Here is a 22,653-nt window from a genome sequence, read left to right as displayed (position 1 = left end):
CCTAAAGCGTGTACTCGGGAGAGTTACTCGCCCTTGGCCTTCGCGATGATCTCCTCGGCGACGTTCCGCGGAACCTCGGCGTAGGAGTCGAACTGCATCGAGTAGCTTGCGCGACCCGAGGTCTTGCTGCGGAGGTCTCCGACGTAGCCGAACATCTCCGACAGCGGAACCAGGCCCTTGACGACCCGGGCACCGCTGCGCTCCTCCATGGCCTGGATCTGGCCACGGCGGGAGTTGAGGTCGCCGATGACATCGCCCATGTAGTCCTCGGGCGTGGTGACCTCGACGGCCATCATCGGCTCGAGAAGCACGGGGGACGCCTTGCGGGCACCCTCCTTGAACGCCTGCGAACCGGCGATCTTGAACGCGAGTTCGGAGGAGTCGACCTCGTGGTAACCACCGTCGAGAAGGGTGACGCGGACGCCCACCATCTCGTACCCGGCCAGGATGCCGAACTGCATGGCTTCCTGCGCACCCGCGTCCACCGAGGGGATGTACTCACGGGGGATGCGGCCACCGGTGACCTTGTTCACGAACTCGTACGACGCGTCGCCGCCCTCGATGGGCTCCAGCGCGATCTGCACCTTCGCGAACTGACCGGTACCACCGGTCTGCTTCTTGTGCGTGTAGTCGATACGCTCGACGGCCTTGCGGATCGTCTCGCGGTACGCGACCTGCGGCTTGCCGACGTTCGCCTCGACGCGGAACTCGCGCCGCATGCGGTCGACGAGCACCTCAAGGTGAAGCTCGCCCATACCACCGATGATGGTCTGGCCGGTCTCCTCGTCGGAGTGGACCTGGAAGGAGGGGTCCTCCTCCGCGAGACGCTGGATGGCGACACCCAGCTTCTCCTGGTCACCCTTGGACTTGGGCTCGATCGCGACCTGGATGACCGGCGCCGGGAAGTCCATGGACTCCAGGATCACCGGGTTCTTGTCGTCGCACAGCGTCTCACCGGTGGTGGTCTGCTTCAGGCCCATGACGGCGACGATGTCGCCGGCGCCCACCGACTCGATCTCCTCACGCTTGTTCGCGTGCATACGGTAGATCTTGCCGATGCGCTCCTTCTTGCCCTTGGTGGGGTTCAGCACAGCGGTGCCGGACTCCAGGCGACCCGAGTAGACCCGGATGAAGGTGAGCTTGCCCAGGTGCGGGTCGCTCGCGATCTTGAAGGCCAGGGCGGACAGCGGCTCGTCGTCGGACGGCTTGCGCTTGACGACCGTCTCCGGGTCCTTCACGTCGTGGCCCTCGATGGCCTCGACGTCCAGGGGAGAAGGCAGGTAGCGCACGACCGCGTCGAGCAGCGGCTGAACACCCTTGTTCTTGAAGGCGGTGCCACAGAACACCGGGGTGACCGTGGTGCCGCCGCCCTTGCCGGACGCGATGGTGATACGACGGATCGCGGCGTACAGCTGCTCCTCGGTGGGCTCGACGCCCTCCAGGTACAGCTCCATGACCTCTTCGTCGTTCTCCGCCACGGTCTCGATCAGCTTGCCGCGCCACTCCTCGGCAGCCTCGGTGTGCGTGGCCGGGATGTCGACGACGTCGTACATCTCGCCCTTGGTGGCCTCGGCGGACCAGACCAGAGCCTTCATACGGACGAGGTCGACGACGCCCTTGAAGTCAGCCTCGGCGCCGATCGGCAGCTGCATCACGATCGGGGTCGCACCAAGGCGGTCCACGATCATGTCGACGCAGCGGTGGAACTCCGCGCCGGTGCGGTCGAGCTTGTTGACGAAGCAGATGCGGGGCACGCCGTAACGGTCGGCCTGACGCCACACCGTCTCGGACTGCGGCTCAACACCGGCCACACCGTCGAACACCGTGACGGCACCGTCGAGCACGCGGAGCGAACGCTCCACCTCGACCGTGAAGTCGACGTGGCCCGGGGTGTCGATGATGTTGATGGTGTGATCGACGTCCTCGAGCGGCCAGTGACAGGTCGTCGCGGCGGACGTGATCGTGATGCCGCGCTCCTGCTCCTGCTCCATCCAGTCCATCGTGGCAGCGCCGTCGTGGACCTCACCGATCTTGTAGCTCACACCGGTGTAAAACAGGATGCGCTCGGTGGTCGTCGTCTTGCCCGCGTCGATGTGGGCCATGATCCCGATGTTGCGGACCTTGGCCAGGTCAAGCGAAGTGGTGGCCATAAGGCTCAATCTTCTCTCGGTCTCGATGTGGGTAGCGACTACCAGCGGTAGTGCGCGAAGGCCTTGTTGGACTCGGCCATCTTGTGCGTGTCCTCACGCTTCTTGACCGAAGCGCCGAGGCCGTTGGAGGCGTCGAGCAGTTCGTTCATGAGGCGCTCGGTCATGGTCTTCTCGCGGCGGGCGCGGGAGTAACCCACGACCCAGCGCAGCGCGAGGGTGGAGGCGCGACCGGGCTTGACCTCGATCGGCACCTGGTAGGTGGCGCCACCGACACGGCGGGACTTGACCTCGAGGGACGGCTTGACGTTCTCGAGAGCGCGCTTCAGCGTGATGACCGGGTCAGCGCCGGTCTTCTCGCGGAGGCCTTCCATGGCGCCGTAGACGATCCGCTCGGCAGTGGAACGCTTGCCGTTGAGCAGGATCTTGTTGATCAGCGACGTGACAAGAGGAGAACCGTAGACCGGGTCGATGATGACCGGGCGCTTCGGGGCGGGGCCCTTACGAGGCATTCTTACTTCTCCTTCTTGGCGCCGTAGCGGCTGCGGGCCTGCTTGCGGTTCTTGACGCCCTGGGTGTCCAGGGAACCGCGGATGATCTTGTAACGAACACCCGGCAGGTCCTTCACACGGCCACCACGCACGAGCACGATGGAGTGCTCCTGCAGGTTGTGTCCCTCACCCGGGATGTAAGCCGTGACCTCGATGCCAGAGGTCAGACGCACACGCGCGACCTTACGCAGCGCCGAGTTCGGCTTCTTCGGGGTGGTCGTGAACACACGCGTGCAGACGCCGCGACGCTGAGGGGAACCCTCGAGTGCGGGCGTCTTGTTCTTCTCGACCTTGTCCTGCCGGCCCTTCCGGACCAGCTGCTGGATCGTAGGCACTACTTCTCCGGTTTCTGTGTGCCGTTCGTGAAGCTAACCTGGAACGTCGCCGACCCACGCGGTCGGGTGTGTCGAATACTGCAGGCTCCTGCCGCAAGGCAAAGAGAGCGCAGATTACGGTGGCCGATTTTTCAGGCTCGCCATGCGGTTGAGGACACGCACACGAGCCCAGGCACACCCCAGGCACAAGGTCTGAGCGTACCTACCTCATGGACTTCGGTCAAAACAAATGGAAGGGCGCCGCGACACGCCGGACTGCCCACCCCGCTACCGCACCATCACGGCGCGGTCAATCCATTGGCGCATTCGCGCCCACGAGACCCCACGCCTTCAGTAGCTTGACCGGTCTGCTGTGACAACCGGGGGAGCCATGACGGCGGTGAACTTACCCGACGACGGGGGTCTGGACGACCGCGTGCCCTTCCTGGCACGCCTCGAGACCGAGGACCGGCAGGCGCTGCTGGCACTCGGCCGCGAGCTGGGCTTCGCGCCCCGTGTCGTCCTGCTGCATCAGCACGAACCCTCCTCCCACGTCCTGTTTCTCACCCAGGGCTGGACCAAGGTGACCGCTGCGGCCGCCAACGGCTACGAGGCGCTGCTGGCGCTCCGCGGCCCCGGCGACATCATCGGGGAGTCCGCCGCGCTGACGGGCCGGCCGCGCTCGGCGACGGTGACCGCGCTGGAACCCGTACGGGCGGTGGCGGTGGAGCACGAGCGGTTCAAGGAGTTCCTCGCCCGCTCCCCCGATGTCTCCTTCGCCCTCCTCGGGCTCACCTCCGACCGGACCCGCGCCGCCGACCGGCGCCGTCTGCAGTTCGCCTCGATGAGCGTGCGCGAGCGTTTCGCCGCGCTGCTGCTGGATCTGGCCCGTATGCACGGCCGACGTACGAACGCGGGGATCGAACTGGCCGTGCCGCTGAGCAAACAGGAGCTCGCCGGGTCGGTGGGGGCCTCCCGCGAGATGGTGCAGCGGCTGCTCAAGGAGCTGCGGACGCGCGAGGCGGTGGCCACCGGGCGGCGGGCGCTGCTGATCACGCGCCCGGACGTGCTGCGCCGGATAGCCCGCTCGGAACAAGCCGATCCCTGACCGCGGCGCCCTCCGCCGTCCTCCTTGCTTCCGCTTGTTCCGCGGCGCGGTGCCCTCACTCACGGTGTCCGCATGCTTCCCAGGAGCGACTCTGTGCACACGGTCACACTCCGAGTGCGTCATCGTTCCTCACCGCCGACGGCAGCGGGCCAGCAGTCTTTCTGCCACCCCGTGCGGCACCCCATCGAAAGGTGACCATGACCGATCCCGTGAGCCGGACGATCCTCCTGCTCGACATCGAGAAGTACAGCGACCGGGACGATGTCGAGCAGGCCTACCTGCGTCGCATGCTCTACGGCATCACCGACAGCGCCCTGGAGGCGGCAGGCGTCGACGAGACCCTTCGGCTGCGCGCCGACCGCGGCGACAGTGTGATGGAGCTGATCGACGCCAATGCCTCGGTGACCGCGCTGCTGCGCGCGCTCCTGTCCGAGGTACCGGCCCAGTTGCGCGCGGTGAACCGGATGGCGTCCAGCTCCGCGCAGATCCGGCTGCGTGGAGTCGTGGCGACGGGATATGTCGCGGTCGACGGGCACGACGGATGGGTCGGCTCCGATCTCAACCACGCCTGCAGGCTCCTCGACGCGGAACTGCTGCGCGCGGCGCTGCGTCAGCGCACCGACGACTTCGCTCTGTGCGTCTCGCAGAGCGTGCACGACGGGATCGTGCGGCACAGCCACCCGGGCATCCCGGCCGAGGACTTCCACGCCATCACCGTCAGCAGCAAGAACGGCCCGCTCAAGGCGTGGCTGCACGGGCCGGTGCCGAAGGAGGGCGGGAGCCCGGAAAAGGACCAGGGGGATGCGGGGACGGGGGGCGGCCCGGTGCCGGAGCAGGAGGGGGGCTCCGGCACCGGGCCGAAGCAGGGCGCGGACCCGGGATCGTCGCAGGCCGCGGCTCCCGGGTCCGCGGCTCCCGGGTCCGCGGTCTTCAACTTCAACGGCGGCGCCCCCGGCTTCGGCGGCTCGCTGGTCGGCGGCGACCAGCACGGGGTGTCCGGCGGGCAGGTCACGGGCGATGTGCACCTCGGCGGCTCGGGCCCGGGCTCCGCGTCAGGTTCCGGCTCCGCGTCGGGTTCCGGCTCCGGGTCGGGCCCGGTCTCCGGCTCTCGCGGTCCGGAGCAGGGTGAGCCCGCATGAACGTACCCCCGCGGGCCGACCACGCCCCCGGCGCCGTACCACCTGCCCAGCAGCAGTCGCCGACCCCGGACCCCGGCCCGCCGGCGGCGGAAGCGGCCGAGCCCGAGGAGCAGTCCCAGGAGGCACGGGCCGCGCAGCGTGAACTCTTCGCGCACGCACCGGGATTCATCCTCGGTTCGGCCGCGGCCTTCGGCGGCTCGCTGGTCGGCGGTGCCCAGCACGGGGTGTCCGGCGGGCAGGTCGCCGGTGACGTCTTCATGGGCGGCAAGACCGAGATTCACCATCACGGTCCGGCGGCCGGGTCCGCGTACGCCTCCGGGGAGATCCCACGCGCACGGCTCGACCGACTCGCCGGCGTCTTCGTGGAGACCCCGGCCTTCACGGCTGCCCTCCAACGGCTGTGCGACGAGCGGGTCCTGGTGCTGTCGGGCGCCCACGCGACCGGGCGCAGCGCGGCCGCGCTGATGCTGCTGCACCGCCTCGGCGTCCCCGCCGTACGCGCTCTCCAGCCCGAGACCAGCCCGGCGGCGCTGGCCGCGCAGCTCGCGCAGCCGGGCGGCCACGTCCTGCACGACATGCCCCTGAGCCGCAACAAGCCCCTTCGCGACACCCACCTGTACTCAGCCCGCGACCAGCTCAAGGCGTCCGACGGCTATCTGGTGATCACCGTGGAGAATTCGCCGTATCTGTTGGGGGTCACGCCTTCGCCGTGGGAGCCGCCGGAGGCCGAGGCCGTTCTGCGGGCGCATGTGGCGGCCCTGCGCGCCGAGGACGACATCGAGTCGCTGCTCGCGCTCGCCCCCGTACGGGACTTCCTGGCGCACGGCCACCACCGGCCCGCCGAGGCCGCCGACTTCGCCGAAGGGCTCGCCGCGTACGACGGGAGTGAGGAGGCGCTCGGGCGGCTCGCGGGGTTCGGTCTCGCCGCGGTCGAGAAGCAGTGCCGCACGTGGCTGAGCGACCCTGCGCTCGGGCTGCGGGACAAGGCCTTTCTGATCTCGCTCGCGGTGTTCGACCACGCGCCCTATGTGCTCGCCGCCGAGCTCGCCGACAAGCTGTTCGTCCACTTCCAGCGACTCCAGCACCCCGAACAGCCGCCGGAGATCCCCGTGTTCGGTCCCGCGGTCACCGACCGGCTGGGCCTCGCGCGGGCCGGCGGCGAGCTGCGGCACGAGACGACCGAATGGGGTCCCGTCCCCCAGTACATGGCGCAGTTCAGCGAGGACCGCACCCCGCGCGCCCTGCTCACCGAGGTGTGGACGGGCCACCCCTCGGCCCGGCCCGCCCTGGTCGACTGGCTCAAGCAGCTGGCCCGCGACGGCCGCCCGCTCGTACGGACCCGGGCAGCCGCAGCCACCGCGCTGCTGGCCGCCGCCGATCTGCCCTCCACGATGGCGCTGCTGCTCGACGGCTGGGCTCTCTCGCGTTCCTTCGGGCCCCGGGTGACCGCCGCGAACACCCTCACGCTCGCCCAGCTCCTCGACGCCCCCGTGATCCTGCGGCTGCTCTCACAGTGGTGCACCGACCCGCACTGGGCCCGCCGCTGGACCGCGATCCGCGCCTTCGCGCTGCTTGCGCCGCTGCGTCCCGATCTGGCCGGGCCCGCCCTGGACGCGCTCGCGGCACGGGCCCGGGCCGACGACAGCAGCGAGGCGGAGCGCCACAACCTCGTCGAGTCCACGGCTCTGCTGCTGTCCGCGGGCAGCCGCAGGGAGATGCTTTCCGAGCTGGTGCGACTGCTCTACCTGGACACGCCGGCGGTCCGCGCACTCGCCCTCGCCGCGTTCGTGCGCGCCTGCGACAACGCCGAGGAGCACGGACTCGTCGAGTGGTACACGGAGTACGGCATGGACGACGCGGAATCCGCCCGCGATCTCGCCACGCTCTGGCGCACCGCTCTGGGCGACCGCACCCACACCAAGCAGGCGATGGAAGCGCTGCGGACCTGGCTGTACGTCGCCGAGCGGCGGGCCGACACGGCACAGGCCCTGGAGCTGCTGCTGCCCGCGCTGGTCAGCACGGCCGCCGACCGCGACCGGCTGAGCCATCTGCTGGACACCCTGCGCGCCGAGGACGGCGGGCCGCGGCCCGCGATCGCCGACCGGCTGCTGAAGGTGCTCCACCCCGCGCGCCCGCCGGCCCCGTCCCACTGATCCGAGATGCACCTGCCCGATGTCCGACCCACCCGTCCCTGAACCGTCGAGGAGTTGACCCATGGCGGACTTCCGCCGTCAGCCGGAGTGGCAGCAACAGGCCGACCGGCACAGTACGTTGATCGACCCGGTGCTCACCGTGCGGCCGATGTCGCGGTTCGACTACACGGCCCGCAGGCCCGTCACCGCGATCGACCACGCACTGGTCTTCGCCACCGCCAAGGGGACGTACGACGTCTTCGTCCCGCCGCACCGGCCGAGCCGCGCAGACGCCGCGGCCCGGCGCTACGCCTCCGTGTACGAGGTGGACATGGGCACCCACCCCGTACAGCTGGGGCTGCAACTGCCCAGTGACGACGACGCGTTCTCCTTCGGGGTCACTGCCGATCTGACCTGGCGCGTCTCGGATCCGATCGCCTATGTGGCGGGGGGCGAACGCGACGTACCCACGCGACTGACCCGCGAGCTGAACCAGTTGGCGCGGCCGGTCAGCCGCCGCTTCTCGATCGAGGACAGCCCGGCGGCCGAGGCCGCAGTGCAGCAGGCGGTCGAGAGCGGAGGCTTCGCGGCGGGCATCGGACTCGCGGTCACCTGTGTGGTGCGGCTGCGGCTCGACGACGAGGCGATCGCGCACCGGCGGCGGCAGCGGAGTCTGCGGTACGAGAACGAGATGCTCGAGCCCGAGCACCAGTTCCGGCTGCGGATGGCGCACCAGCAGCACGAGCTGGAGGTGCTGCGCCAGCAGCAGTCGCACGAGCTGGTGGCGCAGAAGATCGCGTTCTACCAGTACCACTTGCAAAACGGCGGGGTCGGAGTGTGGGCGCTGCATCTGGCTCAGCACCCCGAGGACACCCAGCTGGTCATGAACAGCATCAGACAGGACCAACTGGCACTCATCAAAAGCCAGTTGGAGCTGATCGGCGGGGACGCCCTGGAGGACTACCAGAAGGCCGAGTCGGCGAAGCACGCCCTGAGCGCGGTCAACGACCTCATCCGTCAGCACGGGCTCACCTCGCCGATGCCACCGCCTCCGGCCGAAGAGCGGGGCGTGCTGCCGGCCGGATCGGTTCCGCAGCAGCAGCCGTACGGCGATCAGGCGCCGCAGCAGCCGTACGCGGGGCAGACCCCCGGAGCCGTACCGCAGCAGCCCTACGCGGGTCAGCCGGCCGGCGCGGTACCAGCACCGGCACCACCGCCGCCGTACGGGGGTCAGGCTCCTGTGGCCGCACCCCCGCAGCCGTACGGCACCCCACAGTTCTACGCTCCCCCGCCGTACACGCCGCCTCCGCCGGGGGCCGAACCACCGCCTCCCCCGGCGCCTCCGCAGAACGCCGCGGGTTCAGGCTCCTCATGACGGCGCCGGACACCGCTGACGGCACCAAGACCGCCGAGCGGCTGCTCACCGAACTGCGGGCCGAGATCGCGCGGGCCGACAGCAAGGCCGCCGTGCTGGTGGCGGCGCTGGGCATGACCGCGGGTGTGTTCAGCGCACTGCTCGCCGGGCGCCACTGGGCGCCCGGCACGCTCTCCATGTGGGGCACGGCCGCCTGGTGGCTGGGGGCGTCGACGCTCGCTCTCGCCCTCTTCGCGCTGCTGCTGGCCGTACTGCCCCGCTACCGCAGCGGCACCTGGGCCCCCGGACAGCCGCTCTCCTACTTCGGCGACATCCAACAGGCGGCACGGCAGGGCCGGTTGGCGGCCGCACTCGCCGAGACCGAACGCGACCCCGCCGCCGGCCTGACGGCGGCCCTCACCGAAACCAGCCGCATCGCCGCCCGCAAGCACCAGTGGATCCGCACGGGGCTGATCGCGTTCTGCGTCGGCACGGTGCTGCTCCCCGCATCCCTGCTGATCGGCTGACGTCCCCAACGATCCGAAGGAAGTCCCATGTCCCAGCCACCGGGCCCCACCTACCCGGAGCCCCAGTACCCGGGGGCGGACACCGCGCCTCCGCAGTACCCGAGCGCCGCGCCGTCCCCGGCGCCGCAGTACCCGGGGTCCGCGCCGTCCCCTGCCCCGCAGTACCCGGAGGCCGCCGAGCCCCTGCACTACCCCGCGCCCACTCCCACGGCGGCGCACTACCCCGCGCCCACGCCGCCCGCCCCGCAATACCCGGAGGCGGCCGCCCAGACGCCGCAGTATGCGGCCGCCGCGCCTCCGCCGGCCCCGCAGTATCCGCAGGGAGCAACCCCGTACCCCCACCCCGCGACGGCCGCGGCCCCGCAACAACCCGCCCCCGTCCCCCACCAACCCCCCGCCGACGACCTCGATTACCGCCACCGCGGCTCCCGCGTCCACGTGGCGGCCCACCAGCGCGGTGCCGACGCCACCGCCATCGGGCGGCTGGCGATCCACGTACCGGGGTTCCTGGTGAGCCTCGCCGCGGTCGCCGCGATCTCTCAGGGGATATTCGGCACGGTCGGCGGCTGGCTCGTCGTGCTCGCCTGGCTGGCATCCGGCGCCCTGGTCTTCCACCGCCCCACCGAGCTGGCCTACGCCCGACGAGTGCTCAAGCTGCGGCCCCCGCTGGCGGAGGAGCGGGCCAGGCTGGAGCCGGTCTGGCGCGAGGTCACCGCCCGGGCGGGCGTCGAGAGGCACACGTACGAACTGATGGTGGAGAGCAGCACCGAGCTCAATGCCATGGCCGCCGCCGGGCACGTCGTCGGGGTCACGACGTACTCGCTCAACCGGCTGTCCAGCAGCAACCTGGCCGCCGTACTCGCCCATGAACTCGGCCACCACACGGGCGGCCACGCCTGGGCGGGCCTGCTCGGTTACTGGTACTCGCTGCCCGGGCGCATGGCCTGGTCCGTGGCCCGGGGATTCGCCCGGATCGCGCTCTTCATCGCCAGGCGGCTTTCCTTTGCGGCGTACGGCATCCTCATCCTCTTCTTCGGGATGCTCGTGACAGCGGGTCTGCTCGGCGCCTGGTTCATCACCATCCCCTTGGTCATCGCCCCGTATCTGCTCGCCTACGTGGGCCGGCAGGCCGAACTCCGCGCCGACCAGCAGGCCGCGGCCCTCGGCTTCGCGCAAGAGATGGCCGAGGTGCTGCAGCGGCTCCAGGCCGAGGAGGACGCGGACAAGGCCCGCGCCGCCGCAGCCGGCCAGAAGCTCAACGAGCCGGGCACGCTGGCCAAGCTGCTCGACACCCACCCCGACCACGCCACCCGGCTGCGCGCCCTGGAGCCCTACCGCCGGCTCGGCCGCTGAGGCCCAGAAACGCCGGGCCCAAGAACGCCGAAGGGCGGCCACCCCGTGCGAAACGGGGTGACCGCCCTTCGTCAGACCTACGCCTTACTGGTTGTACGGACCGTAGTCGTAGTCCTCCAGCGGAACGGCCTGGCCGGAGCCGGTGCCGAACGGCGAGTAGTCGATGTCGTCGTAGCCGACGGCCGAGTACATCGCGGCCTTGGCCTCCTCGGTGGGCTCCACCCGGATGTTGCGGTAGCGGGACAGACCCGTACCGGCCGGGATGAGCTTACCGATGATGACGTTCTCCTTGAGGCCGATCAGGGAGTCCGACTTGGCGTTGATCGCCGCGTCGGTCAGGACCCTGGTCGTCTCCTGGAAGGACGCCGCCGACAGCCACGACTCGGTGGCCAGCGAGGCCTTGGTGATACCCATCAGCTGCGGACGGCCGGAGGCGGGGTGACCGCCCTCGGTGACCACACGACGGTTCTCGGTCTCGAACTTCGAGCGCTCGACGAGCTCGCCCGGCAGCAGTTCGGCGTCGCCGGACTCGATGATCGTCACACGGCGCAGCATCTGCCGGATGATGATCTCGATGTGCTTGTCGTGGATCGACACACCCTGCGAGTTGTAGACCTTCTGGACCTCGCCGACCAGGTGGACCTGGACCGCGCGCTGACCGAGGATCCGCAGCACGTCGTGCGGGTTGGTGGCACCCACGGTGAGCTTCTGGCCCACCTCGACGTGGTCGCCCTCGCCCACCAGCAGACGGGCACGCTTCGAGATCGGGAACGCCGTCTCGTCGCTGCCGTCGTCCGGGGTGACGACGATCTTCTTGGTCTTCTCGGTCTCCTCGATACGGATGCGGCCTGCCGCCTCCGAGATCGGGGCGACACCCTTGGGCGTACGAGCCTCGAAGAGCTCGACGACACGGGGCAGACCCTGGGTGATGTCGTCACCGGCCACACCACCGGTGTGGAAGGTACGCATCGTCAGCTGAGTACCGGGCTCACCGATGGACTGGGCGGCGATGATGCCGACCGCCTCACCGATGTCGACCAGCTTGCCGGTGGCCAGCGAACGGCCGTAGCAGAAGGCACAGGTGCCGACCGCCGACTCACAGGTCAGGACCGAGCGGGTCTTGACCTCCTCGACACCGGCGCCCACCAGGGCGTCGATGAGCACGTCACCGAGGTCGACATTGGCCGGCGCGATGACCTTGCCGTCGACGACGACGTCCTCGGCGAGCATCCGCGCGTACACGGAGGTCTCGACGTCCTCGGTCTTGCGCAGCGTGCCGTCGGCGCCGCGCTCCGCGATCTTGAGCTTCAGACCGCGGTCGGTGCCGCAGTCCTCCTCGCGGATGATGACGTCCTGCGAGACGTCCACCAGACGACGGGTCAGGTAACCCGAGTCGGCGGTACGCAGGGCGGTGTCCGCGAGACCCTTACGGGCACCGTGCGTGGAGATGAAGTACTCCAGCACGGACAGACCCTCACGGAACGACGCCTTGATGGGCCGCGGGATGGTCTCGTTCTTGGCGTTGGACACCAGACCACGCATACCGGCGATCTGACGCATCTGCATCATGTTTCCGCGAGCACCCGAGTTGACCATCATGAAGATGGGGTTGGTCTTCGGGAAGTTCGCGTTCATCGCCTCGGCAACCTCGTTGGTCGCCTTGGTCCAGATGGTGATGAGCTCCTGCGTGCGCTCCTGCTTGGTGATCAGACCGCGCTCGTACTGCTTCTGGACCTTCTCGTCCTGCGCCTCGTAGCCCTTGACGATCTCCTTCTTCGCCTCGGGAACGACGACGTCGGAGATGGCGACCGTGACACCGGAACGGGTGGCCCAGTAGAAGCCCGCCGCCTTCAGGTTGTCGAGCGTCGCCGCCACGATGACCTTGGGGTAGCGCTCGGCGAGGTCGTTGACGATCTCGGAGAGCTGCTTCTTGCCGACCGAGTAGTCGACGAAGGGGTAGTCCTCGGGCAGCAGCTCGTTGAAGAGCGCGCGGCCCAGGGTCGTACGCAGCCGGAAGCTGTCACCCTGCTGCCACTCGCCCGCGGCGATGTCCGAGCCCTCCTCCGCGACCGGCGGGGTCCAGCCACGCGGCGGGATCGTGCCGACCGGGAAGCGGATGTCGACCTTCGCCTGGAGCGAGAGCTCCCGGGCGTCGAAGGCCATGATCGCCTCGGCGGTGGAGTTGAACGCACGGCCCTCGCCGCGCACCTCGCGCTCCTCCTCGTCCGTGGTGAGGAAGAAGAGGCCGAGCACCATGTCCTGGGTGGGCATGGTGACCGGACGGCCGTCGGCCGGCTTGAGGATGTTGTTCGAGGACAGCATCAGGATGCGGGCCTCGGCCTGCGCCTCCGCGGACAGCGGCAGGTGCACGGCCATCTGGTCACCGTCGAAGTCCGCGTTGAACGCGGTGCAGACGAGCGGGTGGATCTGGATGGCCTTGCCCTCGACCAGCTGCGGCTCGAAGGCCTGGATGCCGAGGCGGTGCAGCGTGGGCGCACGGTTCAGCAGCACCGGGTGCTCGGCGATGACCTCTTCGAGGACGTCGTACACGACGGTGCGGCCGCGCTCGACCATGCGCTTGGCCGACTTGATGTTCTGCGCGTGGTTCAGGTCGACCAGACGCTTCATCACGAACGGCTTGAAGAGCTCCAGCGCCATGGCCTTGGGCAGACCGCACTGGTGCAGCTTCAGCTGCGGGCCGACGACGATGACGGAACGCGCCGAGTAGTCGACTCGCTTGCCGAGCAGGTTCTGACGGAAGCGACCCTGCTTGCCCTTGAGCATGTCGCTCAGGGACTTCAGCGGGCGGTTACCGGGACCGGTCACCGGGCGACCACGGCGGCCGTTGTCGAACAGCGCGTCGACGGCCTCCTGCAGCATCCGCTTCTCGTTGTTCACGATGATCTCGGGGGCACCGAGGTCAAGGAGACGCTTGAGGCGGTTGTTGCGGTTGATCACACGGCGGTACAGGTCGTTCAGGTCGGAGGTCGCGAAGCGGCCACCGTCCAGCTGCACCATCGGACGCAGGTCCGGCGGGATGACCGGCACGCAGTCCAGCACCATGCCCTTGGGGCTGTTGCTGGTCTGCAGGAACGCGGAGACGACCTTGAGGCGCTTGAGCGCACGGGTCTTCTTCTGGCCCTTGCCGGTACGGATGATCTCGCGGAGACGCTCGGCCTCCTCCTCGAGGTCGAAGGACTCCAGGCGCTTCTGCAGCGCCGCGGCACCCATCGAGCCGTCGAAGTACGTGCCGAAGCGGTCACGCAGCTCGCGGTAGAGCAGCTCGTCACCCTCCAGGTCCTGGACCTTGAGGTTCTTGAAGCGGTTCCACACCTCGTCGAGACGGTCGATCTCGCGCTGCGCACGGTCGCGCAGCTGCTTCATCTCACGCTCGGCGCCCTCGCGCACCTTGCGGCGCACATCGGCCTTGGCACCCTCGGCCTCGAGCTCGGCCAGGTCGGTCTCGAGCTTCTTGGCGCGGGCCTCGAGGTCGGCGTCGCGGCGGTTCTCGACCTGCTGGCGCTCGACGGAGACGTGCGCCTCCAGCGAGGGCAGGTCGCGCGTGCGGCGCTCCTCGTCCACGAACGTGATCATGTACGCGGCGAAGTAGATGACCTTCTCGAGGTCCTTCGGCGCGAGGTCGAGCAGGTAGCCCAGGCGCGACGGGACGCCCTTGAAGTACCAGATGTGGGTGACGGGCGCGGCCAGCTCAATGTGGCCCATCCGCTCACGGCGCACCTTGGCGCGGGTGACTTCGACGCCACAGCGCTCACAGATGATGCCCTTGAAGCGGACACGCTTGTACTTGCCGCAGTAGCACTCCCAGTCCCGGGTCGGACCGAAGATCTTCTCGCAGAAGAGTCCGTCCTTCTCGGGCTTGAGCGTGCGGTAGTTGATGGTCTCCGGCTTCTTGACCTCGCCGTGCGACCACTGTCGGATGTCGTCCGCGGTGGCCAGGCCGATCCGCAGCTCGTCGAAGAAGTTGACGTCGAGCACTTGTCGTCAATCCCTCTTTCGGGGTCGTGTCTCAATCATGGTCTGTACGGGTCCGGGGCAGGGCCGGGGCCTCACGAGGAGGTCCCGGCCAGACCCGTCAGACCTCTTCGACGCTGCTCGGCTCGCGCCGGGACAGGTCGATACCGAGCTCCTCCGCAGCGCGGAAGACGTCCTCGTCCGTGTCGCGCATCTCGATGGACATACCGTCCGAGGAGAGCACTTCCACGTTGAGGCAGAGCGACTGCATTTCCTTGATGAGCACCTTGAAGGACTCGGGAATGCCGGGCTCGGGGATGTTCTCGCCCTTGACGATGGCCTCGTAGACCTTCACTCGGCCGGTGACGTCGTCGGACTTGATGGTCAGCAGCTCCTGGAGGGCGTACGCGGCGCCGTATGCCTCCAGCGCCCACACCTCCATCTCACCGAATCGCTGGCCACCGAACTGAGCCTTACCACCCAGCGGCTGCTGGGTGATCATCGAGTACGGGCCGGTCGAGCGGGCGTGCAGCTTGTCGTCGACCAGGTGGTGGAGCTTGAGGATGTACATGTACCCGATCGAGATCGGGTCCGGGAACGGCTCGCCGGAGCGGCCGTCGAACAGGTTGGCCTTGCCGGACGGCTGGACCAGCCGGTCACCGTCACGGTTCGGGATCGTGGCCTCGAAGAGACCCGCGATCTCGTCCTCGCGCGCACCGTCGAAGACCGGGGTCGCGACGTTGGTGCCGGGGGCGACCTGGTCGGCGCCGATGGCCTGCAGGCGCTGGGCCCAGTCGTCGGCGAGACCGGAGACGTCCCAGCCGCGGCTGGCGAGCCAGCCGAGGTGGATCTCGAGGACCTGTCCCGGGTTCATTCGGGACGGGACACCGAGCGGGTTGAGGATGATGTCGACAGGGGTGCCGTCCTCCAGGAACGGCATGTCCTCGATCGGCAGGATCTTCGAGATGACGCCCTTGTTGCCGTGACGGCCGGCGAGCTTGTCACCGTCGGTGATCTTGCGCTTCTGCGCGACGTACACGCGAACCAGCTGGTTCACGCCCGGCGGCAGCTCGTCGCCCTCCTCGCGGTCGAAGACCCGTACGCCGATGACCTTGCCGGTCTCGCCGTGCGGCACCTTCAGCGAGGTGTCACGGACCTCACGCGCCTTCTCGCCGAAGATCGCGCGGAGCAGACGCTCCTCCGGGGTCAGCTCGGTCTCACCCTTGGGCGTGACCTTGCCGACCAGGATGTCGCCGGCGACGACCTCGGCACCGATACGGATGATGCCGCGCTCGTCGAGGTCGGCGAGGACCTCCTCGGAGACGTTCGGGATGTCCCGGGTGATCTCCTCGGGGCCGAGCTTGGTGTCACGGGCGTCGACCTCGTGCTCCTCGATGTGGATCGAGGAGAGGACGTCGTCCTGCACGAGGCGCTGCGACAGGATGATCGCGTCCTCGTAGTTGTGACCCTCCCACGGCATGAACGCGACCAGCAGGTTCTTGCCGAGCGCCATCTCGCCCTGCTCGGTGGCCGGACCGTCGGCGAGGACCTGGCCCTCGACGACCCGGGCGCCCTCGTCCACGACAACCTTCTGGTTGACCGAGGTGCCCTGGTTCGACCGGGAGAACTTGGCGATGCGGTACGTGGTGTACGTGCCGTCGTCGTTGGCGACGGTGATGTAGTCCGCGGAGACCTCCTGGACAACACCTTCCTTCTCCGCCTTGATGACGTCACCGGCGTCGACCGCGCAGCGGTACTCCATGCCGGTGCCGACCAGCGGCGCCTCGGCCGTGATCAGCGGAACGGCCTGGCGCATCATGTTCGCGCCCATGAGGGCACGGTTGGCGTCGTCGTGCTCGAGGAACGGGATCATGGCGGTCGCGACCGACACCATCTGGCGCGGCGAGACGTCCATGTAGTCCACGTCGGAGCCCGGGACGTAGTCGACCTCGCCGCCACGGCGGCGGACCAGGACACGAGCCTCTGCGAAGCGCATGTCGTCGGTCAGCGCGGCGTTGGCCTGCGCGATGACGAACCGGTCTTCCTCGTCGGCGGTCAGGTAGTCGACCTCGTCGGTCACCTGGTCGTCGACGACCTTGCGGTACGGCGTCTCGACGAAGCCGAACGCGTTGACCCGGCCGTACGAGGCGAGCGAGCCGATAAGGCCGATGTTCGGGCCTTCAGGGGTCTCGATCGGACACATGCGGCCGTAGTGCGACGGGTGCACGTCACGGACCTCGAAGCCGGCCCGCTCACGAGAGAGACCACCCGGGCCGAGCGCCGACAGACGACGCTTGTGGGTGAGACCCGACAGCGGGTTGTTCTGGTCCATGAACTGCGACAGCTGGCTGGTGCCGAAGAACTCCTTGATGGAGGCGACGACCGGCCGGATGTTGATCAGGGTCTGCGGCGTGATCGCCTCGACGTCCTGAGTCGTCATGCGCTCACGCACGACGCGCTCCATACGAGCCAGACCCGTGCGGACCTGGTTCTGGATGAGCTCGCCGACGTTGCGCAGACGACGGTTGCCGAAGTGGTCGATGTCGTCGGTCTCGACGACGATCTGGGTGCCACTCTCGCCCACGGTCTCGGTCTCACCGGCGTGCAGCTTGACCAGGTACTTGATGGTCGCGATGACGTCGTCGGTGGTGAGCACGCCGGCGTCCAGCGGCTCGTCGGCGCCGAGCTTCTTGTTCACCTTGTAGCGGCCGACCTTGGCGAGGTCGTAGCGCTTCGGGTTGAAGTAGAGGTTCTCGAGCAGCGTCTGAGCGGCCTCACGCGTCGGCGGCTCGCCCGGACGGAGCTTGCGGTAGATGTCGAGCAGCGCGTCGTCCTGGCCCTGGGTGTGGTCCTTCTCCAGGGTGGCGCGCATGGACTCGTACTCGCCGAACTCCTCGAGGATCTGCTCGGTGGTCCAGCCGAGAGCCTTGAGCAGGACGGTGACGGACTGCTTGCGCTTGCGGTCGATGCGGACACCGACCATGTCGCGCTTGTCGATCTCCATCTCCAGCCAGGCACCCCGGGACGGGATGATCTTGGCCGTGAAGATGTCCTTGTCGGACGTCTTGTCGATGTTGGAGTCGAAGTAGACACCCGGCGAGCGGACCAGCTGCGACACCACGACACGCTCGGTGCCGTTGATGACGAAGGTGCCCTTGTTGGTCATGAGCGGGAAGTCGCCCATGAAGACCGTCTGGGACTTGATCTCGCCGGTCTCGTTGTTGGTGAACTCGGCCGTGACGAAGAGCGGGGCAGCGTACGTGAAGTCGCGCTCCTTGCACTCGTCGATGGAGTTCTTCGGAGGCTCGAAGCGGTGGTCGCGGAAGGTCAGCGACATCGACCCGGAGAAGTCCTCGATCGGAGAGATCTCCTCGAAGATCTCCTCCAGACCGGACTTGGTGGGGACGTCCTGTCCGCTTTCGAGAGCCGCCTCGACACGAGCCTTCCATGCGGCATTGCCGAGCAGCCAGTCAAAGCTCTCGGTCTGCAGCGCGAGGAGGTTCGGAACCTCGAGGGGCTCCTTGATCTTTGCAAAGGAAATGCGCAGCGGGGCGGTGCTGGCGCCGTTGTTCATATTCGCGGTCGAGGCGTTGCGCGAGGCGGCCAAGAGGGGGTCCTTCCGAGGGCTCGGACTCACTACGCGCGTACCGGTCCCACCATGGGCACGGAGACAGACGCTCCTGATTGGTCAAGTGACCAGGTCAGGGATGCTTCTATCAACGATGCTCATACGTGGGGATGCCCCTGGTGACGGGCAGGGGGCAGTTAACAGGCAGCGCAAAGGGTCAGTGTAGCCACTTGGCACACTGATGTCCAGTGCGGGTTTTCGAGACCCTCGTTGTCCTCAACTCCGCGGAACCCTCGCGCCGTGTGGCGCACATCGATACTGCCCGTTCGGTCGTCGATCCATGCCTCGGATACGGATCGTTGTGACGACGCGTCCTGAGAATTGCGCGCTGCGTGCGGTTCGTCAAGGCCCCCCAACCCAAACTGGCTGCTGAGATCGTCACTGACCAGGACTGACCAGGGTCTGGAGCGCACGGCGAAGATCACCATACTCGCCGCCCCCGGAAGAGCAAGGGAGGCCGTCACAACGCCGAAGGGCGACCACCCGGATGGGTGATCGCCCTTCGCTGTGTCCCTTGTGACCCCTTGCGGAGCCACGAGTCAGAGACTCAGATCACACGCCGGCAGGCGCGCGTCGGACTTACTTGACCTCGACGGAGGCGCCGGCGGCCTTGAGGGACTCGGCAGCCTTCTCGGCGGCCTCCTTGGCGACCTTCTCGAGGACCGGCTTCGGGGTGCCGTCGACGAGGTCCTTGGCCTCCTTCAGACCCAGCGAGGTCAGCTCACGCACGACCTTGATGACCTGGATCTTCTTCTCGCCGGCGCCGGTGAGGATGACGTCGAACTCGTCCTGCTCGGCCTCGGGCTCGACCGGAGCGCCCGGGACGGCAACGCCGGCGGCGGCGACCGGGGCGGCAGCGGTGACGTCGAACTTCTCCTCGAAGGCCTTCACGAACTCGGAGAGCTCGATGAGGGTCATCTCCTCGAACTGCGCAAGCAGGTCGTCCTGGCTGAGCTTCGCCATGATGGCGGTCCTTCCACTAATTCGGCTGGTGCCGGATGTATATGTCGGCGGGCGTTCGGCCCGCTGCGACCAGCGCCTTCAGGCGGCGCTGATCAATGCGCGAGCCGAATTACTCGGCACCGCCCTGCTCGGCCTTCTTGGCACGAAGCGCCTCCGCGGTGCGGACGAACTTCGAGGGAAGCGCCTGGAAGAGCGCGGCAGCCTGGGACTGCTTGCCCTTCATGGCGCCCGCCAGCTTGGCGAGCAGAACCTCGCGGGACTCGAGGTCCGCAAGCTTCTTGATCTCATCGGCGGACAGCGCCTTACCGTCAAGGACACCGCCCTTGATGATGAGGTTGGGGTTGTCCTTGGCGAAGTCACGAAGACCCTTCGCCGACTCCACCGGGTCACCGGTGATGAAGGCAACCGCCGTCGGACCCGCGAAGAGGTCGTCCAGCGTGTTGATCCCGGCCTCGTTGGCCGCAATCTTGGTCAGCGTGTTCTTCACCACGGCGTACTGGGCGTTCTCACCGAGCGAACGACGCAGTGTCTTGAGCTGCGCCACGGTGAGACCCCGGTACTCGGTCAGCACGGCGGCGTTCGAGCTGCGGAACTGGTCCGCGAGCTCGGCTACCGCGGCAGCCTTGTCGGGCCTTGCCATAGAGCGTCGGCCTCCTTCCGGGTGATGAGGACCGCTCAGAAGGGGCTGGACAAAACGAAACGCCCCGGCGCAGGCGCACGGGGCGTAGCTCAACCGGAGCGAATCCGGGAACTTTCCACAGTCACCTGCGCAGGACGTCCGCAGCTAGCGGATCCTTCGGCCGCTGCACCCTCTTGCGAGCGCACAGCAACGACCAGCGGTCTTTGGCTTCTGTGGAAGAGTACGGGACCGGATCCCGGTCAGGCAAATCGGGCCTTGCGCAGTCGGCTTCCGGCCCCGCCATCCTGCTTCATGGCGCCCGCCACGGTGCCGCCGACGTACTTCGGCTCCCCGGGGCCGGTGGGCCCGCCCCCAGGCCGCCGGCGAGCCCACCGCGGTCACACCGGCGCCCCGGGCCCGCTTCCTGCCGGGCAAAAGAACCGGCCCCCGCGCCTCGTACGAGGTGCGGGGGCCGGCTCCAGTGCGCGAGAGACGCGACTGCCGTCAGATTCAGACGGCGGCCGGGTCCTCCTCGACGAGGAGGTTGCGGGTGCGGTTGGAGTCCAGCGGGATGCCGGGGCCCATCGTCGTGGTCAGGGTCGCCTTCTTGATGTAGCGGCCCTTCGCGGCGGACGGCTTCAGACGGAGGATCTCCTCCAGCGCCGTGGCGTAGTTCTCGACCAGCTTCGTCTCGTCGAAGGAAACCTTGCCGATGATGAAGTGCAGGTTCGAGTGCTTGTCGACACGGAACTCGATCTTGCCGCCCTTGATGTCGTTCACAGCCTTGGTGACATCGGGGGTGACGGTGCCGGTCTTCGGGTTCGGCATCAGACCACGCGGACCGAGCACGCGGCCGAGGCGGCCGACCTTGCCCATGAGGTCCGGGGTGGCGACGACGGCGTCGAAGTCCAGACGGCCCTTCGCAACCTCGTCGATGAGCTCGTCGGCGCCGACGATGTCGGCGCCCGCGGCGCGCGCGGCCTCGGCACGGTCACCGGTCGCGAAGACCAGGACCCGGGCGGTCTTACCGGTGCCGTGCGGGAGGTTCACGGTGCCACGGACCATCTGGTCGGCCTTGCGCGGGTCAACGCCCAGGCGGAAGGCGACCTCGACGGTGCCGTCGAACTTGGTGCCTGCGGTGTCCTTCGCAAGACGGACGGCCTCGAGCGGGGCGTAGTTGCGCTCCCGGTCGATCTTGGCGTCCGCGTTGCGGAGAGCCTTGCTGCGCTTCACTTCTTCTCCTGGTGGTTCAGGTATGGAGTCGTGGTGCGGACCAGCGCGTGGTCCTGCCACTGAGGTCTACGGCGCCATGGGTGCTGCCGACGCCGAGTGGGGGCTGATTCAGCCCTCGACCGTGATGCCCATGGAACGGGCGGTGCCGGCGATGATCTTCGACGCGGCGTCCAGGTCGTTGGCGTTCAGGTCGGGCATCTTGACCGTGGCGATCTCACGGACCTGGGCGCCGGTGAGCTTGGCGACCTTGGTCTTGTGCGGCTCGCCGGAGCCCTTGTCCACACCCGCGGCCTTGAGGATCAGCTTGGCGGCCGGCGGAGTCTTGGTGATGAAGGTGAAGGAACGGTCCTCGTAGACCGTGATCTCCACCGGCACGACCATGCCACGCTGCGACTCGGTCGCGGCGTTGTAGGCCTTGCAGAACTCCATGATGTTGACGCCGTGCTGACCCAGCGCGGGGCCGACCGGCGGTGCCGGGTTGGCCGCGCCGGCCTGGATCTGGAGCTTGATAAGCCCCGTGACCTTCTTCTTCTTGGGAGGCATTGCTCTCTCCGGGTCCTAGTGAGAGTTTCCAGCGCTCCAGCCGATCATCCGGATGGAGGCATACCGCACAACGATAACGGGTATAGCTGCGCGGCCAAAAACCGAGCAGGTCAGAGCGGCTGCGAGAGCCGTTCTGACCTGGTCGGAGGCTTATGTTCCAGAGAGGGTGTCAGTTCTTCTGGATCTGGTCGAAGCTCAGCTCGACCGGAGTCTCGCGGCCGAAGATCTCGACGAGGCCCTTGACCTTCTTCGAGTCGGCGTTGATCTCGTTGATCGTGGCCTGCAGCGTCGCGAACGGGCCGTCGGTGACGGTGACCGAGTCGCCGACCTCGAAGTCCAGCACCTGGACCTCGACCTTGCGAGCCGGAGCCGGCTTGCCCTCGGCCTCTGCGGCCTCGCGGGCGGCCTTCTCCTCGGCCTCCGGGGCGAGCATCTTGAGGATCTCGTCCAGGGTCAGCGGGTACGGGTCGTAGGCGTTGCCCACGAAGCCGGTGACGCCGGGGGTGTTGCGGACGACGCCCCAGGACTCGTTCGTCAGGTCCATACGGACGAGCACATAGCCGGGGAGCTTGTTCTGGCGGACGTTCTTGCGCTCGCCGTTCTTGATCTGGACGATCTCTTCCTCGGGCACTTCGGCCTGGTAGATGAAGTCCTCGACGTTCAGCGAGACGGCGCGCTGCTCAAGGTTGGCCTTCACGCGCTTCTCGTACCCGGCGTACGTGTGGATGACGTACCACTCGCCGGGCAGACCGCGGAGCTCCTCGCGCAGGGCCGCGACCGGGTCGACCGAGGCCTCGGGCTCGGCCGGCTCGCCCTCTTCGAGCTCTGCGGCGGCGGCCGGGGCGGCCTCCTCCACGGCGAGCTCGTCCTCATCGACCTCGGCCGCCTCGCCCTCGACGTGCACCGCGGCCGCATCGGCCGGGGTACCCGCGTCGGCGTCGGCAGCCTCGGCCTCGTCAGGCTCCACAGCGTCCGCCGCCTCAACGATGTCGAGCTCGTCCTCTACGGACTCGACCGACTCGCCGGCGTCGTTCAGGTTCGGGTCAGACACGGTGGCTGCTTCTTCCTGG

General features: G+C 68.2%; 16 protein-coding genes. 6 read left to right on the top strand and 10 right to left on the bottom strand.

Features of this window, described 5'->3' with window-relative positions:
* Positions 1 to 23 precede the first annotated feature (23 nt).
* From fusA to rpsL, 3 genes are read right to left on the bottom strand one after another with little or no spacing between them, the layout of a single operon-like run.
* The gene (gene fusA, locus ACI2LP_RS18550) at positions 24 to 2,150 is read right to left on the bottom strand and encodes an elongation factor G (RefSeq protein ID WP_360878804.1); all 2,127 of its coding nucleotides are present in this window, start codon (positions 2,148 to 2,150) and stop codon (positions 24 to 26) included.
* A gap of 38 nt (positions 2,151 to 2,188) precedes the next feature.
* Positions 2,189 to 2,659: a 30S ribosomal protein S7 gene (gene rpsG, locus ACI2LP_RS18545; RefSeq protein WP_006347241.1), complete on the bottom strand. Its 471-nt coding sequence runs from the start codon at positions 2,657 to 2,659 to the stop codon at positions 2,189 to 2,191.
* Between the two features lie 2 nt (positions 2,660 to 2,661).
* On the bottom strand, positions 2,662 to 3,033 hold the full coding sequence (rpsL, locus tag ACI2LP_RS18540; protein ID WP_003948652.1) for a 30S ribosomal protein S12: 372 nt from the start codon (positions 3,031 to 3,033) through the stop codon (positions 2,662 to 2,664).
* Positions 3,034 to 3,403: 370 nt separating this feature from the next.
* Here rpsL and ACI2LP_RS18535 point away from each other — a divergent pair, with 370 nt between their 5' ends.
* The 6 genes from ACI2LP_RS18535 (at position 3,404) to ACI2LP_RS18510 (ending at position 10,625) form a co-directional block, all read left to right on the top strand.
* Positions 3,404 to 4,120: a Crp/Fnr family transcriptional regulator gene (locus ACI2LP_RS18535; RefSeq protein WP_404725578.1), complete on the top strand. Its 717-nt coding sequence runs from the start codon at positions 3,404 to 3,406 to the stop codon at positions 4,118 to 4,120.
* A 197-nt stretch (positions 4,121 to 4,317) separates the two neighbouring features.
* Positions 4,318 to 5,259 carry a hypothetical protein gene (locus tag ACI2LP_RS18530; protein WP_404725577.1) on the top strand — a complete coding sequence of 314 codons (942 nt, stop codon included), beginning with the start codon at positions 4,318 to 4,320 and terminating at the stop codon, positions 5,257 to 5,259.
* Positions 5,256 to 7,412 carry a hypothetical protein gene (locus ACI2LP_RS18525; protein ID WP_404725576.1) on the top strand — a complete coding sequence of 719 codons (2,157 nt, stop codon included), beginning with the start codon at positions 5,256 to 5,258 and terminating at the stop codon, positions 7,410 to 7,412. The genes ACI2LP_RS18530 and ACI2LP_RS18525 overlap by 4 nt, the downstream gene beginning before the upstream one ends.
* Before the next feature lie 61 nt (positions 7,413 to 7,473).
* Positions 7,474 to 8,766: a PE-PGRS family protein gene (locus ACI2LP_RS18520; protein WP_404725575.1), complete on the top strand. Its 1,293-nt coding sequence runs from the start codon at positions 7,474 to 7,476 to the stop codon at positions 8,764 to 8,766.
* A complete protein-coding gene (locus tag ACI2LP_RS18515) occupies positions 8,763 to 9,272 on the top strand; it encodes a Pycsar system effector family protein (RefSeq protein ID WP_404725574.1) in 510 nt (169 codons plus the stop codon). Before ACI2LP_RS18520 ends, ACI2LP_RS18515 begins: the two co-directional genes overlap by 4 nt.
* Before the next feature lie 27 nt (positions 9,273 to 9,299).
* Positions 9,300 to 10,625: a M48 family metalloprotease gene (locus ACI2LP_RS18510; protein ID WP_404725573.1), complete on the top strand. Its 1,326-nt coding sequence runs from the start codon at positions 9,300 to 9,302 to the stop codon at positions 10,623 to 10,625.
* Between the two features lie 84 nt (positions 10,626 to 10,709).
* On the opposite strand, the gene ACI2LP_RS18505 is transcribed toward ACI2LP_RS18510, so the two are convergent.
* From ACI2LP_RS18505 to nusG, 7 genes are all read right to left on the bottom strand, one after another.
* On the bottom strand, positions 10,710 to 14,621 hold the full coding sequence (locus tag ACI2LP_RS18505) for a DNA-directed RNA polymerase subunit beta' (protein ID WP_404725572.1): 3,912 nt from the start codon (positions 14,619 to 14,621) through the stop codon (positions 10,710 to 10,712).
* 97 nt (positions 14,622 to 14,718) lie between these two features.
* Positions 14,719 to 18,204, bottom strand: coding sequence for a DNA-directed RNA polymerase subunit beta (gene rpoB / locus ACI2LP_RS18500; protein ID WP_404725571.1), 3,486 nt, complete (start codon positions 18,202 to 18,204; stop codon positions 14,719 to 14,721).
* Between the two features lie 600 nt (positions 18,205 to 18,804).
* Positions 18,805 to 19,188, bottom strand: coding sequence for a 50S ribosomal protein L7/L12 (rplL, locus tag ACI2LP_RS18495; protein WP_404725570.1), 384 nt, complete (start codon positions 19,186 to 19,188; stop codon positions 18,805 to 18,807).
* A gap of 109 nt (positions 19,189 to 19,297) precedes the next feature.
* Complete coding sequence (gene rplJ / locus ACI2LP_RS18490) at positions 19,298 to 19,828, bottom strand: 50S ribosomal protein L10 (RefSeq protein ID WP_360878772.1); 531 nt, start codon at positions 19,826 to 19,828, stop codon at positions 19,298 to 19,300.
* A 489-nt stretch (positions 19,829 to 20,317) separates the two neighbouring features.
* Positions 20,318 to 21,040 (bottom strand): 50S ribosomal protein L1, encoded by a 723-nt coding sequence (rplA, locus tag ACI2LP_RS18485; protein WP_404725569.1) that lies wholly within the window; start codon positions 21,038 to 21,040, stop codon positions 20,318 to 20,320.
* 108 nt (positions 21,041 to 21,148) lie between these two features.
* Positions 21,149 to 21,583 (bottom strand): 50S ribosomal protein L11, encoded by a 435-nt coding sequence (gene rplK, locus ACI2LP_RS18480; RefSeq protein ID WP_307661693.1) that lies wholly within the window; start codon positions 21,581 to 21,583, stop codon positions 21,149 to 21,151.
* A 169-nt stretch (positions 21,584 to 21,752) separates the two neighbouring features.
* Positions 21,753 to 22,634, bottom strand: coding sequence for a transcription termination/antitermination protein NusG (nusG, locus tag ACI2LP_RS18475; protein WP_404725568.1), 882 nt, complete (start codon positions 22,632 to 22,634; stop codon positions 21,753 to 21,755).
* Between the last annotated feature and the right edge of the window lie 19 nt (positions 22,635 to 22,653).

The sequence above is a fragment of the Streptomyces sp. NPDC019890 genome, assembly GCF_044903445.1.
Classification (GTDB): Bacteria; Actinomycetota; Actinomycetes; order Streptomycetales; family Streptomycetaceae; genus Streptomyces.
The sequence above is the reverse complement of the archived record's forward strand: the minus strand, read 5'-3'. Positions and strand labels throughout refer to the sequence as shown.